This is a genomic window from Photorhabdus machadonis, from assembly GCF_052657765.1.
Genome location: NZ_CP199761.1, coordinates 3,705,671 through 3,719,311 on the forward strand (window position 1 = coordinate 3,705,671; position 13,641 = coordinate 3,719,311).

The 13,641-nt window shown below is 44.5% G+C and carries 15 protein-coding genes and 2 tRNA genes; 1 reads left to right on the plus strand and 16 read right to left on the minus strand.

The genetic code is table 11. The features are described from left to right. Positions 1 to 101: 101 nt before the first annotated feature. Positions 102 to 221, minus strand: a complete 120-nt coding sequence (locus tag ACUN2T_RS17570) for a tail fiber assembly protein (protein WP_445494289.1) — start codon at positions 219 to 221, stop codon at positions 102 to 104. A gap of 659 nt (positions 222 to 880) precedes the next feature. Here ACUN2T_RS17570 and ACUN2T_RS17575 point away from each other — a divergent pair. Then, positions 881 to 1,732 (plus strand): aminoglycoside 6-adenylyltransferase, encoded by an 852-nt coding sequence (locus tag ACUN2T_RS17575; protein ID WP_445494291.1) that lies wholly within the window; start codon positions 881 to 883, stop codon positions 1,730 to 1,732. A gap of 154 nt (positions 1,733 to 1,886) precedes the next feature. Here the strand turns inward: ACUN2T_RS17575 and ACUN2T_RS17580 are convergent. The 15 genes from ACUN2T_RS17580 to sucC form a co-directional block, all read right to left on the minus strand. Next, positions 1,887 to 1,962, minus strand: a tRNA-Lys gene (locus ACUN2T_RS17580). Between the two features lie 36 nt (positions 1,963 to 1,998). After that, positions 1,999 to 2,074 (minus strand) — tRNA-Lys (locus tag ACUN2T_RS17585). Between the two features lie 146 nt (positions 2,075 to 2,220). Beyond that, positions 2,221 to 2,988: a cell division protein CpoB gene (gene cpoB / locus ACUN2T_RS17590; RefSeq protein ID WP_445494292.1), complete on the minus strand. Its 768-nt coding sequence runs from the start codon at positions 2,986 to 2,988 to the stop codon at positions 2,221 to 2,223. Positions 2,989 to 2,997: 9 nt separating this feature from the next. Beyond that, positions 2,998 to 3,498, minus strand: a complete 501-nt coding sequence (gene pal, locus ACUN2T_RS17595) for a peptidoglycan-associated lipoprotein Pal (RefSeq protein WP_445494294.1) — start codon at positions 3,496 to 3,498, stop codon at positions 2,998 to 3,000. 42 nt (positions 3,499 to 3,540) lie between these two features. Continuing rightward, positions 3,541 to 4,833 carry a Tol-Pal system beta propeller repeat protein TolB gene (gene tolB / locus ACUN2T_RS17600; RefSeq protein WP_445497912.1) on the minus strand — a complete coding sequence of 431 codons (1,293 nt, stop codon included), beginning with the start codon at positions 4,831 to 4,833 and terminating at the stop codon, positions 3,541 to 3,543. A gap of 133 nt (positions 4,834 to 4,966) precedes the next feature. After that, on the minus strand, positions 4,967 to 6,034 hold the full coding sequence (gene tolA, locus ACUN2T_RS17605; RefSeq protein WP_445494295.1) for a cell envelope integrity protein TolA: 1,068 nt from the start codon (positions 6,032 to 6,034) through the stop codon (positions 4,967 to 4,969). Positions 6,035 to 6,079: 45 nt separating this feature from the next. After that, on the minus strand, positions 6,080 to 6,505 hold the full coding sequence (tolR, locus tag ACUN2T_RS17610) for a colicin uptake protein TolR (RefSeq protein ID WP_445494296.1): 426 nt from the start codon (positions 6,503 to 6,505) through the stop codon (positions 6,080 to 6,082). A gap of 11 nt (positions 6,506 to 6,516) precedes the next feature. Further along, a complete protein-coding gene (gene tolQ, locus ACUN2T_RS17615) occupies positions 6,517 to 7,215 on the minus strand; it encodes a Tol-Pal system protein TolQ (protein ID WP_445494297.1) in 699 nt (232 codons plus the stop codon). Then, the gene (gene ybgC, locus ACUN2T_RS17620) at positions 7,215 to 7,616 is read right to left on the minus strand and encodes a tol-pal system-associated acyl-CoA thioesterase (protein WP_445494298.1); all 402 of its coding nucleotides are present in this window, start codon (positions 7,614 to 7,616) and stop codon (positions 7,215 to 7,217) included. The genes tolQ and ybgC overlap by 1 nt, the downstream gene beginning before the upstream one ends. Before the next feature lie 116 nt (positions 7,617 to 7,732). Further along, positions 7,733 to 8,020 carry a cyd operon protein YbgE gene (ybgE, locus tag ACUN2T_RS17625; protein ID WP_445494300.1) on the minus strand — a complete coding sequence of 96 codons (288 nt, stop codon included), beginning with the start codon at positions 8,018 to 8,020 and terminating at the stop codon, positions 7,733 to 7,735. Beyond that, on the minus strand, positions 8,020 to 8,136 hold the full coding sequence (gene cydX, locus ACUN2T_RS17630) for a cytochrome bd-I oxidase subunit CydX (protein ID WP_021325053.1): 117 nt from the start codon (positions 8,134 to 8,136) through the stop codon (positions 8,020 to 8,022). The genes ybgE and cydX overlap by 1 nt, the downstream gene beginning before the upstream one ends. 12 nt (positions 8,137 to 8,148) lie before the next feature. Further along, complete coding sequence (gene cydB / locus ACUN2T_RS17635; RefSeq protein WP_445494301.1) at positions 8,149 to 9,288, minus strand: cytochrome d ubiquinol oxidase subunit II; 1,140 nt, start codon at positions 9,286 to 9,288, stop codon at positions 8,149 to 8,151. A gap of 17 nt (positions 9,289 to 9,305) precedes the next feature. Next, entirely contained in the window at positions 9,306 to 10,874 is a 1,569-nt protein-coding gene (gene cydA, locus ACUN2T_RS17640; RefSeq protein WP_445494302.1) for a cytochrome ubiquinol oxidase subunit I, read from the minus strand. A gap of 657 nt (positions 10,875 to 11,531) precedes the next feature. Then, positions 11,532 to 12,407 carry a succinate--CoA ligase subunit alpha gene (gene sucD, locus ACUN2T_RS17645; protein ID WP_445494303.1) on the minus strand — a complete coding sequence of 292 codons (876 nt, stop codon included), beginning with the start codon at positions 12,405 to 12,407 and terminating at the stop codon, positions 11,532 to 11,534. Continuing rightward, entirely contained in the window at positions 12,407 to 13,573 is a 1,167-nt protein-coding gene (gene sucC, locus ACUN2T_RS17650) for an ADP-forming succinate--CoA ligase subunit beta (protein WP_445494304.1), read from the minus strand. Before sucC ends, sucD begins: the two co-directional genes overlap by 1 nt. Between the last annotated feature and the right edge of the window lie 68 nt (positions 13,574 to 13,641).

A 13,641-nucleotide genomic window follows, 5' to 3' on the forward strand; every position in this document is an offset into this window, starting at 1 on the left:
AATGATTGGCCTAATCTCCCTATCAAGTTTCAAAGACATATTGATGATGTAATTAATATGTGAATCCAAAAGAATAAAAAAGTAAAGCCGGTGCCCCGGCTTCAATGACTTGGCTGCTCCGGCCACTTAATATCAAGAGCTTGCAGAATATCGACACGGCTCAATAATACAAAATACTTTTTCCAAACCATTAATGCTATTTTCTCTGCTTCTGTTGCCATTTCAACATCTACGGTATGTTGCAATAACGTAACTAACTTATAGGGTTAACCGTTTTTGTATCATTGGCAAAAATAAACAGTTAAACATTTTGGAATCTAAAATATATCCCCAATTTATATTTAATATCTGGAAATTATTTTTCTCCTATTCTTTCTACCTCATCCTGTGACTTTTTTTGTTTTAAATTCCAAACTGAATCTTCTGGTATTTGGACAAGAACATCTAAACAGCAATGTTCAGGAATATCATAGGATTCCCTGTCTTTGTAGAAAACACGCGCATTGTTATTATCGATACCCTTAAGTTGCCAGTTCTAAAAACGTGTCGTAAATGAAAGTGCTGGGATACCATCATACACACCTCACTCCATATCTACTCTATAGCTTGCAATGTTATAGTTGATATATTTCACCCATAAAACAACCAGATGCAAAATAACCACCAAGGGCTTGGTTTGATAAGGTAAAAAATGCCTCATGGAACCGGCTGCTTATCAAAAAATTCACGCAATTTTGTTTTATATACTAAACAAAGCAACCAATTTACATCAATTTGTCGCGGAGTATTTTACCTGTTATAAGTTATTACATTACCTGCTAATTTATGAAATTAAGCTGATTCATCAATCATCACTAAAGTTAAATAGGAACTTCATATAATGGAAGACCCGGTAATCCTTCTGGAAAAAATCCTGACTTTTGCCCATAACGATCCCCGTATTGATACAGTTATCCAAACAGGTTCCCGTGCCAGAAACACACGTGTAGATAAATTCTCAGATCTGGATATAGAACTGATTGGTTCGGGAACAGATGAATTAATAGGCAACGATTTATGGTTTAAGCAGTTGGGTGACGTTATGGTTGCATTACATCTGGCTAATGAAAAAGAGGGTGAACCGGATTGGCCAACTTGCCTGGTCGTTTTTAGTGACGGCCGTAAGGTGGATTTCACACTGGCAAGTGTTGAACGCCTGGAAGATATGAAACAGAGAGGTTTGGATAAACTCTATCAACGCGGTTATAAGATCCTCCTTGATAAGACGAACCTTACGAACGGGCTTCCTGAAATCACTCACCAATTGACTAAATCTCATATTCCATCATCAGCAGAATTTAATGAAAACCTGCGCGAGTTCTGGTTTGAGGCAACACAAGTGCCTGTTTATATCGCTCGTGGTGATTTATGGCCTGCAAGAATGAGGGATAATGAGATGAAAGATTTACTGCTGGCAATGATGGAGTGGTACGTCTCGATAAAAAGTGATGGAAAGACGGATGTCTGGTACAACGGCCATCATTTGCATGAATGGCTACCTGAGAAGTTCAGCAAGCGTATTCAAGGGATTTTTGGCAGTTATGGCAAAGAAGAAGCGATACGAGCATTGCTGGAAACCACAGAGCTTTATACGGAGATTTCTGCTGAAGTAGCTGAAATGAAGAAATTTGAGTTCGATAGTGAGTTACCCGGTAAGGTTAGGAAGCATATTATGCAAGTTATTGGGAGGTAAGTTTTAAAGTAGTCAGAAATATAGAACTATTGAGCGCATTGTTGTCTCGCTTCGCGAGGCTCGGACCTGCGACCCATTGATTAAAAGTCAACTGCTCTACCGACTGAGCTAACGACACATCTGTGGAAATTGGTTTTTGAGTGAAGCCTCAAGATGGTGGGTCGTGCAGGATTCGAACCTGCGACCAATTGATTAAAAGTCAACTGCTCTACCGACTGAGCTAACGACCCATCTGTGGGAATTGGTTTTTGAGTGAGGCTTCAAGATGGTGGGTCGTGCAGGATTCGAACCTGCGACCAATTGATTAAAAGTCAACTGCTCTACCGACTGAGCTAACGACCCATCTTGTGACTTCTCTCGGCAACGGCGGCATATATTACTGATTTTTCCGCGCAGCGCAATGATTATTTTTTAAAATTACGTTTAAATGCTTATTAAACACTCAAAAACCCCGAAAACATATTAATACTGCCTTCCGGGGCCGATAATTACAGCGCAGAAAGCTTTTTCTCAGCCAGTTTAGCCGCATTCGAACCAGGATATTGTTTCATAACCTGCTGATAAACAGATTTGGCTTTATCCTTCTGGCCTTTGTCCTGCATGATTAAACCAACTTTATACAACGATTCACCACTTTTTTGAGACTTAGGATAATCTTTCACCACCGTAGCAAAGTAGTAAGCAGCTTCATCTTTCTTACCCTTGTTGTAATGAAGCTGACCTAACCAATAATTCGCATTAGGCATATAACTCGACTTTGGATAAGACTTCACAAAACTCTGAAAGGCAGTAATCGCTTTATCATATTCTTTGGTATTCACCGCCAAAGAAACGGCAGCGTCATAATCACCCTTCTCGCTACCCGTATTTGCAGCTGAGGACGCCTGATTACCACTCTTACTTGCTACTGAAGATGCTGTATTGGTAGCAGATTGACTATCCGCAGAACGGGTAGCGCCTTCCAGTTGCTGATAAATATCCTTCTGCCGCTCTATAACCTGATTAAGCTGATACTGATTCTCTTGAATCTGCCCACGGAGCATGTCGATATCACGTTGAGAATCGGCGAGTTGTTGCTGGAGCTGGGTCAACAGCTGACTGTGAGCGTTGGAAATACGCTCTAATTGGGTAAGGCGCTCATCAGGAGAACCCGAGCCGACATTACTGATTGGCGCTTGGGCAATAGCGGCCCAGGGAGCCGCTACGCCAACCAATAACGACAGACCCAAAAAATGACGTCTGAAGTTACTGTTCATGAATTACTCTTAGTATGCCAATACTGCGCGACGGTTTTTAGCATATGCTGCTTCTTCGTGGCCCAGTACAGCTGGTTTTTCTTTACCGTAAGAGACGATAGAGATCTGCTCACCGGAAACACCTTTACCTTGCAGGTACATTTTCACTGCGTTAGCACGGCGTTCACCTAATGCGATGTTGTACTCAGGTGTACCACGTTCGTCAGCATGACCTTCTACAACAACTTTATAAGATGGGTTGCTACGCAGGAATGCTGCATGAACGTCTAACAGCTGAGAAAAATCTGAGCTGATATCGAATTTATCGAAACCAAAATATACGATGTTGTTGTTTTGCAGCTCTTGCATTTGCTGACGAGCTAATTCTTCCGCTGACAGACCCGCATTAGTTTCGTTAACAGTGCCTACACCAGACTGATCGTTATCAGCATTTTTATTAGAACTACACGCTGCTACAGCCATAACTGGTAAAGCTAACATCAGCCCTTTTAGCACTTTGTTCAGTTGCATCTCTTTGATCCTTTTAAAATTTGCCATACATATTATTATGCATCACAGATACGGCGACCAAGCAGGGAATTTTACCTGTCCATCGGTCGCCGGAAGACGCGCTTTGAAACGCCCGTCAGTCGAAACTAGCTGCAATACAGTCCCCAACCCTTGAGTGGAGCTATAAATCACCATAGTACCGTTAGGTGCGATACTTGGCGTTTCATCCAAGAACGTATCCGTCAAAGTTTGAACGGCTCCCGTTGCCAGATCTTGTTTAGCAATGTGCTGCTTACCACTCTCTGAGCTGACCATTACCACAAAACTACCATCGGAGCTAACATCAGCATCCTGGTTTTGTGTGCCTTCCCAAGTGAGGCGTTGCGGAGCACCGCCATTAATATTGACGTTGTATAACTGCGGACGACCACCCTGATCGGAGGTATAGACCAAAGTCTGGTTATCCGGCATCCAACTTGGCTCAGTATTGTTACTGCGGCCATCTGTAACCTGACGGATCTGAGCTGAATCCAAGTCCATCACGTAAAGATTCAAACTACCCGATTTGGACAGGGCAAATGCCAACTTACTGCCATCAGGGGAAAATGCAGGTGCTCCGTTATGACGCGGAAAAGAAGCAACCTGACGTACTTCACCGCTGGCCAAGGTCTGAATAACCAAGGCGGAACGGCCACTCTCAAAGGTCACATAAGCCAGCTTAGCGCCATCAGGAGACCATGCCGGTGACATCAATGGTTCTGGCGAACGGTGAACAGTAAACTGGTTGTAACCATCGTAATCGGATACACGCAGCTCATATGGATATTTGCCGCCATTCGTTTTCACAACATAAGCCAGGCGAGTGCGGAATGCGCCTTTAATGCCAGTCAGTTTTTCAAACGCTTCATCACTGACTGTATGCGCCGCATAACGCAGCCACTGCTTAGTCACTTTAAGCTGATTCTGAGCAAGAACGGTTCCCGGAGCGCCAGCGGTATCAACCAACTGATAAGAGATCAGGAAACTACCATCCGCACTGGGTTGAATCTGCCCGACAATAACTGCATCAATCCCCAATGCCGACCACGCAGCAGGCGTCACCTCTGATGCCGTCGTCGGTTGCTGTGGCATACGGCTGGTGTCAATAGGATTAAATTTACCGCTGTTGCGAAGATCCGCCCCAACGATCGCACCTATCTCTTCAGGCGCATTACCCGCCCCAGTCCATTTAAATGGCACAACACCAATAGGACGTGCAGAATCAACACCTTGTGTGATTTCAATACGAACTTCTGCGTGAGCAACAGCAGCCCACAACATCAAAATGCCCAGCACTACTTTAAAAGCCTGCTTCATCATCTCTCCCTTATCGCAGATGGAATGCCGCAATAATTCGCAGAATATTAACAAACGTCAACAAACAAAACCAGATAGCTTAATAACATTGAATGGTTTTGTTTGTTATTAGTAATCTCTATAAATAACCATCTTATTGAGGTTTGAAATCAATCGGCGCATTCTTAAACACTGCGTAAACCTCTTTACTTGGTGGTTTCGGAATTTTCGCTTGTTTAGCTGCGGCTACCGCTGCCTGACACAGTGCCTGATCCCCCCCTTCTGGTTTTATATCTATTAGCAAACCATCAGGAGCAAGCTTAATCCGTAATGTACACATACGCCCACGATACATACTTGGATCATAAAACTTATTCTGTATTGCTATCTGAATCTGCCCAAGATAGTTATTAATATCAGAATTTGAAGCACCACTTTTCTTACCACCACCTTTACCCGCAGCAGAAGCCCCCCCCTGCTTTGGCGCATTAGACGTTAAACCACCCAGTAAATCATCAACTTCACTTGCCTGCTTGGCGGCTTGTGCCGCCGCTTTTTTCTTAGCGTCAGCTTCATCTTTTGCCTTAGCTTTTACATCTGCCTCAGCTTTGGCTTTAGCATCCGCTTCAGCCTTGGCTTTTGCTTTAGCCTCCGCTTCTGCCTTGGCTTTCGCTTCTTCCGCAGCTTTTTGTTTAGCAGCAGCGGCTTCAGCTTCTTTTTTAGCTTCGGCTTCTGCTTTTTTCTGCGCCTCAGCCTGATCTTTAATCAGTTTTTCTTTTTCAGCTTTAGCCTTTGCCGCCGCTTCTTCTGCCTGTTTTTGCTCTTCACGGGCTTTTGCTGCTGCTTCTACAGCTTGCTTTTTCTGTTCTTCCGCAACCTGTTGCGCTTTAATCCGCTCTTCTGCTACCGCTTTCAGGCGCTCCTGCTCCTCAGCCTGTTTTTCTCTCAATTCGGCTGTCTGCTGCTCCGCTTTCTTGTTACGTAACTGTTCGGCTCGTTTAGCGTCGGCTTGCTGCTGCTGTTGTTGATTGTACTGCTGTACTACCGCGTCCGGATCGACCATAACAGCGTCAATAACAGAACCATCCTGTCCGCCACCACCCATTTCAGTTTTTTGCGTCAGGGAACCCCAAATAAGTAACCCTATCAAAATAATATGCAACACAACCGAAACGATAACGGCGCGATTTAGCTTATTGTCTTGCCCGTTTATCTTTCCCACGCTTGATATCCAAAATCTTTAAATAACAGCAATTGCCGGCCAGACTCAGATAGGCTGAGTCATTAAACCAACGGATTTCACACCGGCCTGATGTAACATGTTCAGTGCTTTAATAATCTCATCATAAGGCACTTCTCTCGAACCACCGATCAAAAAAACGGTTTTCGGATTCTCTTTTATTCGGGCCTGCGCTTCTGCAATAATCTGCGGCTCAGGTAATAATTCCAGCCGTTCATGGTTGATTACCATGGTGTATTGACCAACACCAGAAACTTCCACGATTACCGGTGGATTATCGGAGCTGGAAACCGTTTTGGAATCTACTGCATCCGGCAAATCAACTTCTACGCTCTGAGTGATAATCGGTGCTGTTGCCATAAAGATAAGCAACAAAACCAGCAACACGTCCAGTAAGGGAACGATATTGATTTCGGATTTCAGCTCACGCTTGCGACTACGAGTGCGTGCCATAGCCTCTCCCCTTACTCTTTGTTTTCAGCTTTATTTTCAGCAGAGAAAGCCTGACGATGCAAAATAGCCAAAAATTCTTCCATAAAGTTATCGTAATTTTGCTCCAGCTTATTAACGCGCTGATTCAGACGGTTGTATGCCATAACCGCTGGAATAGCAGCAAATAGGCCAATCGCCGTTGCAATTAACGCTTCTGCAATACCCGGTGCTACCATCTGAAGAGTTGCCTGTTTTACCGCACCTAACGCGATAAATGCATGCATGATCCCCCAAACCGTACCAAATAGGCCGATATACGGGCTGATTGAACCCACAGTCCCCAGGAATGGAATATGGCTTTCCAGTGTTTCCAATTCACGGTTCATAGATATGCGCATTGCACGTGAAGCGCCTGTTACCACCGCTTCCGGCACATGGTTGTTTACATGGTGCAAACGGGCAAATTCTTTGAACCCAGAATAAAAAATTTGTTCCGTTCCCCCCAAGGAATCACGGCGAGACTGACTTTCCTTATACAAGCGCGATAATTCAATACCTGACCAGAATTTGTCCTCAAACGCTTCCGCTTCACGGGTCGCCGCATTGAGAATTTTGGTCCTTTGAATAATGATTGCCCATGAAGCAATGGAAAAGCAGATCAAAATAAGCATGATCAGCTGTACCAAAAGGCCCGCTTTCAGGAATAAATCAAGAATGTTCATGTCAGTCACTACTTAAACTCCGCGACAATAGACTGAGGAAGCGCAATCGGCTTCATTTGAGATATATTCACGCAGGCGATTAAAAATTCTGCGCTGTTAAGAATTGTTCCGTTAACATCAACAATGCGTTGAATAAATGTCAAAGATGCTCTACGAATATCCGTAATTTCGCTCTCCACCTCCAACATATCATCAAGCCGGGCTGGAGCTCGGTAATCAACCACCATACGCCGAACAACAAATGCAATCTGTTCATCAAGTAAACACTGTTGATGAATGCCATGCTGACGCAACATCTCTGTACGGGCTCTTTCATAAAAGACGACATAACGGGCGTTATAAACTACCCCGCTAACATCTGTATCTTCGTAATAAACACGGACGGGCCAACGAAACAACGGATTACTCACTTTCAATCCTGCATAAGGCGAATTAACGCTGCCACTATACTCAAGACCATGCAGCTTTGGAATAATGTGCAAATAAAAAATTTATTGGCTAAAAATCCCACAACACACAGAATTAACTAATGGAAGAAGTGATACAAGCCCCAAATCAAAATTAAAAACGCCGGCAGAGGAAAGAAAAAGATACGCCAGACGATATTTCTTGGGTGAAAACCCGTTCCGAAAGTTACACCTGTGCACACAGCCCATATGAGTAAAATGCCTTGCCATAGGTGCAATGAACTGGTGTTTGCCGCAAAACGGGCGGGATCCCAGAAGACACAAAAAGCAAGCACCAACGCCATAATAAGGATAAGGCCCCTTACAGGACCTTTATCCATCAGTTGATAGCATTTATCTATCAACATTATTTCTCACTATTTTCAGCGGTTTTTTCCGCTTCATTATGCTCAAGTGCTAAGGCAGCGATGATAGCGAAACTACAAGCCAAGAGCGTTCCGAGAATCCAAGCAAAATACCACATGCTCTGTGCTCCTTAGTACAGTGAATGTTTATTATTTTCAATAAAGCTTTTGTCCAAACGCCCGAACATTTTGTAGTAACACCAAATGGTGTATCCCAAAACGATTGGGACAAAAATCAGTGCAACTACAAACATGACACGCAGTGTCAACAGACTTGAAGTCGCATCCCACATTGTCAGGCTGACATTTGGATGAGTGATTGATGGCATAACAAATGGGAACATCGTCACACCACAGGTCAGAATGATACAAACAATGGTCAGTGAAGAGAACAGGAATGCCCATCCTGCCCGATTCATACCAGTCATCAATATCGTCAGCAGAGGAGAAACAACACCCAGTGCTGGTAACGCCCATAACCACGAATAGTGATTAAAATTGGTCATCCAGGCCCCCGCCTGATGAGCAACTTCTTTATGCAATGGGTTAGACTGAGCCATTGTATCCAAGCCGCCAGTCACAATATAACCATCAATACCATAAATCAGCCATACACCTGCCAGCAGGAAAGCAACCATTGTTACCAGCGCACAAATATAAGTTGCGGCACGGGAACGCAGACGCAGTTCACCGGTAGTACGCATTTGTAGATAAGTTGCCCCCTGAGTCACAATCATCATCAGACTGATCACACCGGCCAGCAAACCGTATGGATTTAGCAATCCGAAGAATGAACCGCTATAGAACAGGCGTAGTTGGGAATCAACGTTGAACGGCACCCCTTGTAACAGATTGCCAAATGCCACACCGATAACTAATGGCGGAACGAAACTACCGACAAATATTCCCCAATCCCACATGTTGCGCCACTTGCGATTTTCCAGTTTGGAACGGTAGTCAAAACCAACCGGACGGAAAAACAGCGCGGATAACACCAGGATCATGGCGACATAGAAACCAGAGAATGCGGCGGCATAAACCGTCGGCCATGCTGCGAACAATGCCCCACCAGCAGTGATCAACCAAACCTGGTTACCATCCCAGTGTGGTGCCACTGAGTTAATCATGATGCGGCGTTCAGTATCGTTTTTACCAATGATGCGTAACAGGACACCCACGCCCATGTCAAAACCATCAGTTACCGCAAAACCGATTAGCAACACACCAATCAGCAGCCACCATATAAACCGTAGTACTTCATAATCAAACATAAGTGGACTCCCGTTTATTACTGAGCATCGTACGCTGAAGTTGTTTTCTGTTCAAAGTGGTAACGGCCAGTATTCAGACTGCTTGGACCACGACGGGCGAATTTGAACATCAAAAACATTTCTGCGATCAGGAACAAGGTGTAAAGGCCACAAATCAGCGCCATTGAGAACAGGATATCGCTGGCTGCCAAATTGGAACTCGCCACCGCCGTTGGCAAAACTTCACCAATCGCCCACGGCTGACGACCATATTCGGCCACAAACCAGCCTGATTCTATAGCAATCCACGGCAATGGGATGCTGTACAATGCTGTGCGCAGTAACCATTTTTGCTCACCAATACGACCACGGATAACACTCCAAAACGCCAGACCAATCAACAGTAACATCAGGAAGCCAGCTGCAACCATGATACGGAATGCAAAATAGAGTGGAGCAACGCGAGGAATGGAATCTTTCGCGGCGGCTTTGATTTGTTCTTCACTGGCATCAGTCACTTTGCTGGTATAACGTTTCAGCAACATGCCATAGCCAAGGTCTTGCTTACTTTCATTGAATGCGGTACGAACCATCGGATCCGTGTTACCTGCCCGCAGCTCTTCTAACAGTTGATAAGCTTTCATACCATTACGGATACGCAGCTCATGTTGGTCCATCAGATCACGCAGACCAATAACTGGGGTATCGACAGAACGGGTGGCAATCAGGCCCATGAGATAAGGGATCTGAATGGCATATTTGTTTTCCATTTTATCCTGATCCGGGATACTTATCAGTGTAAAGGCTGCCGGAGGTGGCTGAGTTTCCCATTCAGCCTCAATTGCGGCCAGTTTAGTCTTCTGTACGTCACCCATTTCGTAACCGGATTCATCACCCAGAACAATAACGGATAGCACAGCGGCGATACCAAAACTTGAAGCAATCGCAAATGAGCGTTTAGCAAATGGAATATCTCGGCCTTTAAGCAGGTAGTAAGAGCTGATACCAAGAACAAAAACCGCCCCTGTCACATAACCCGCCGCAACGGTATGAACAAATTTCACCTGAGCAACCGGATTCAGTACCAATTCGGCAAAACTCACCATTTCCATACGCATGGTTTCAAAGTTGAAGTCAGAAGCAATTGGGTTTTGCATCCAACCATTAGCAACCAGAATCCAAAGTGCGGAGAAGTTAGAACCTAACGCAACCAGCCAGGTTACCGCCAAGTGCTGTTTTTTACTAAGACGATCCCAACCGAAGAAGAACAAACCGACGAATGTGGACTCCAGGAAGAACGCCATCAGACCTTCGATCGCCAGAGGCGCGCCGAAAATGTCACCGACGTAGTGAGAAAAGTATGACCAGTTAGTTCCGAACTGGAACTCCATGGTCAACCCTGTTGCGACACCCAGAGCAAAGTTAATACCAAACAATTTGCCCCAGAATTTTGTCATATCTTTGTAAATTTGTTTACCGGAGAGCACATATACCGTTTCCATAATCGCCAACAAAAACGCCATACCAAGCGTTAGCGGAACGAACAGGAAATGATACATTGCCGTTAAGGCAAACTGTAATCGTGACAGTTCGACAATATCAAACATCTTGACTCCTTGCTCCTAGCAGGAAAGCACCGGCTTGCGGCAACCTGACTTCGTATAAGAACCTGTTCAGGGCACTAAAACGAAAACCTTATAACTACCAGCAATAAGTGCCTCTAAAATAACAACTCATTACCAAGTGAATTAAAAACCTAATTAAACTAATAGCATAGTACGCTTATATTCCCACACAATAAATACGTTTTACGTGATTTAGATTAGAATTCTGAATATGGGTCAATAATTGCGGTTATTGCTTAATGGGGACTCATTGATCAGGATCAATTTAAGCAAATTAGAAAAATAATGCCATAGTAATAACTTGATTTTAATGATTTTTTTCTGGTTAGTGTTAACTACTCTGTCTATTATTTCATTTTGGTTGGCATATTGTTAATCATTTGTTTATTTAAATAATTATTGATTTCTATATTGCTGTGAAATGACTTTTAAAATTAACTTTTTATTTTCATTCTTAAGAAAATATTATTATTAGCGTCGTCTTTATTAAATTTAAATAAAGAGTACTAATGTAATTCAGTTTAAATTAATTGGAGAATACCAAACTGAAAATAAAGATTTAATCGCAGGCGATACTGTCCACACAAAGAGAAAGGCCACTTATCAGCGGCCCAATATATAAATATTTTTTATCAGAAGTCACTTGCCAGCGAGTAACTCTTTCACTGCATCACCGATGTCTGCCAGGCTACGAACCGTCTTCACGCCAGCGGCTTCCAGAGCAGCAAATTTTTCATCTGCGGTTCCTTTACCGCCCGCGATAATGGCGCCAGCATGACCCATGCGCTTACCTTTTGGTGCAGTCACACCTGCGATGTAGCCAACAACAGGCTTAGTTACGTGCTGTTTGATATAAGCCGCCGCTTCTTCTTCCGCATTACCACCAATTTCACCAATCATTACGATAGCTTCTGTTTGCGGATCTTCCTGGAACAATTTCAGGATATCAATGAAGTTAGAACCTGGAATTGGGTCACCACCGATACCAACACAAGTAGATTGCCCTAAACCAGCATCAGTGGTCTGTTTTACTGCTTCATAAGTCAGCGTACCTGAACGGGAAACGATACCGACTTTACCTGCCAGATGAATGTGGCCCGGCATAATGCCGATCTTACATTCACCCGGTGTAATAACGCCCGGGCAGTTAGGGCCGATCATACGAACACCCGCTTCATCCAGTTTCACTTTAACAGCCAACATATCCAGAGTCGGGATACCTTCAGTAATCGTGATGATCAGTTTGATGCCAGCATCAATAGCTTCCAGAATGGAATCTTTACAGAATGGAGCCGGAACATAGATAACGGAGGCCGTTGCGCCGGTCACTTCTACCGCTTCACGAACCGTATTGAAAACAGGTAATCCCAAGTGCTCAGTACCGCCCTTGCCTGGCGTGACACCACCCACCATCTGGGTGCCATAGGCAATCGCTTGTTCTGAATGGAAAGTCCCCTGACTACCGGTAAAACCCTGACAGATAACTTTGGTGTTTTTATCGATTAAAATAGACATTATTTTGCCCCCACGGCTGCTACTGCTTGTTTAGCTGCGTCTGTCAGGCTGGTTGCCGCAATGATATTCAAACCACTGTCAGCCAGTTTTTTCGCTCCCAACTCAGCATTGTTTCCTTCCAAACGAACAACAACCGGTACGTGAACACCCACTTCTTCCACCGCACCAATAATACCATCAGCAATCAGGTCACAACGGACAATACCACCAAAGATGTTAACCAATACTGCTTTCACGTTTTCATCTGACAGGATGATTTTAAACGCTTCTGTCACACGTTCTTTGGTTGCGCCACCACCTACATCAAGGAAGTTCGCAGGTGCACCACCATGCAATTTAACAATATCCATCGTACCCATTGCCAAACCTGCGCCATTTACCATGCAACCAATGTTGCCATCCAGCGCGACATAGTTCAGTTCCCACTGTGCCGCCTGCGCTTCACGCGGATCTTCCTGAGATGGGTCATGCATTTCACGCAGTTCAGCCTGACGGAACAGTGCGTTACCATCAGCGCCCAGTTTGCCATCCAGACAAATCAGATCACCCTGAGTCGTGATAACCAACGGATTAATTTCAACCAGAACCAGATCGCGCTCCAAGAATAGATTTGCCAATCCTAAGAAAATTTTAGTGAACTGGCTGATTTGTTTACCGGTTAATCCCAGTTTAAATGCCAGTTCACGCCCCTGATAAGGCATAGGGCCAACCAGTGGGTCGATAATCGCTTTATGAATGAGTTCCGGCGTTTCTTCCGCAACTTTTTCAATTTCAACACCACCTTCAGTAGAGGCCATGAACACTACACGACGCGTACCACGATCAACCACAGCACCGAGATACAGCTCCTTCGCAATATCAGTTGCCCCTTCGACCAAAATCTGGTGAACAGGCTGCCCTTGCGCATCTGTTTGGTAAGTGACCAGACGTTTGCCCAGCCATTGTTCAGCGAAAGCGCGAATTTCTTCTTTACTGTTAACCAATTTCACGCCGCCCGCTTTACCGCGGCCACCAGCGTGAACCTGGCACTTAACCACCCAAGGGCCAGCACCAATTTTAGATGCCGCTTCTTCTGCTTCACGCGGTGTAGTGCAGGCATAACCAGCCGGAGCGGGTAAACCATACCGTGCAAAAAGCTGTTTTGCCTGATACTCATGTAAATTCATGATGTTCTATCCATAATCTAGTCTGAGAAGAGCAATTGCTCTCTTAATTTTTTGTTGCTCTGGATATA

Coding starts and splice junctions, on each gene's coding strand:
- sucD (WP_445494303.1), bottom strand. CDS start 12,407: ATGTCTATTTTAATCGATAAAAACACCAAAGTTATCTGTCAGGGTTTT.
- tolR (WP_445494296.1), bottom strand. CDS start 6,505: ATGGCACGCACTCGTAGTCGCAAGCGTGAGCTGAAATCCGAAATCAAT.
- cydX (WP_021325053.1), bottom strand. CDS start 8,136: ATGTGGTATTTTGCTTGGATTCTCGGAACGCTCTTGGCTTGTAGTTTC.
- cydA (WP_445494302.1), bottom strand. CDS start 10,874: ATGTTTGATATTGTCGAACTGTCACGATTACAGTTTGCCTTAACGGCA.
- sucC (WP_445494304.1), bottom strand. CDS start 13,573: ATGAATTTACATGAGTATCAGGCAAAACAGCTTTTTGCACGGTATGGT.
- ACUN2T_RS17575 (WP_445494291.1), top strand. CDS start 881: ATGGAAGACCCGGTAATCCTTCTGGAAAAAATCCTGACTTTTGCCCAT.
- cpoB (WP_445494292.1), bottom strand. CDS start 2,988: ATGAACAGTAACTTCAGACGTCATTTTTTGGGTCTGTCGTTATTGGTT.
- ACUN2T_RS17570 (WP_445494289.1), bottom strand. CDS start 221: ATGGCAACAGAAGCAGAGAAAATAGCATTAATGGTTTGGAAAAAGTAT.
- tolB (WP_445497912.1), bottom strand. CDS start 4,833: ATGAAGCAGGCTTTTAAAGTAGTGCTGGGCATTTTGATGTTGTGGGCT.
- ybgE (WP_445494300.1), bottom strand. CDS start 8,020: ATGTTGATAGATAAATGCTATCAACTGATGGATAAAGGTCCTGTAAGG.
- cydB (WP_445494301.1), bottom strand. CDS start 9,288: ATGTTTGATTATGAAGTACTACGGTTTATATGGTGGCTGCTGATTGGT.
- pal (WP_445494294.1), bottom strand. CDS start 3,498: ATGCAACTGAACAAAGTGCTAAAAGGGCTGATGTTAGCTTTACCAGTT.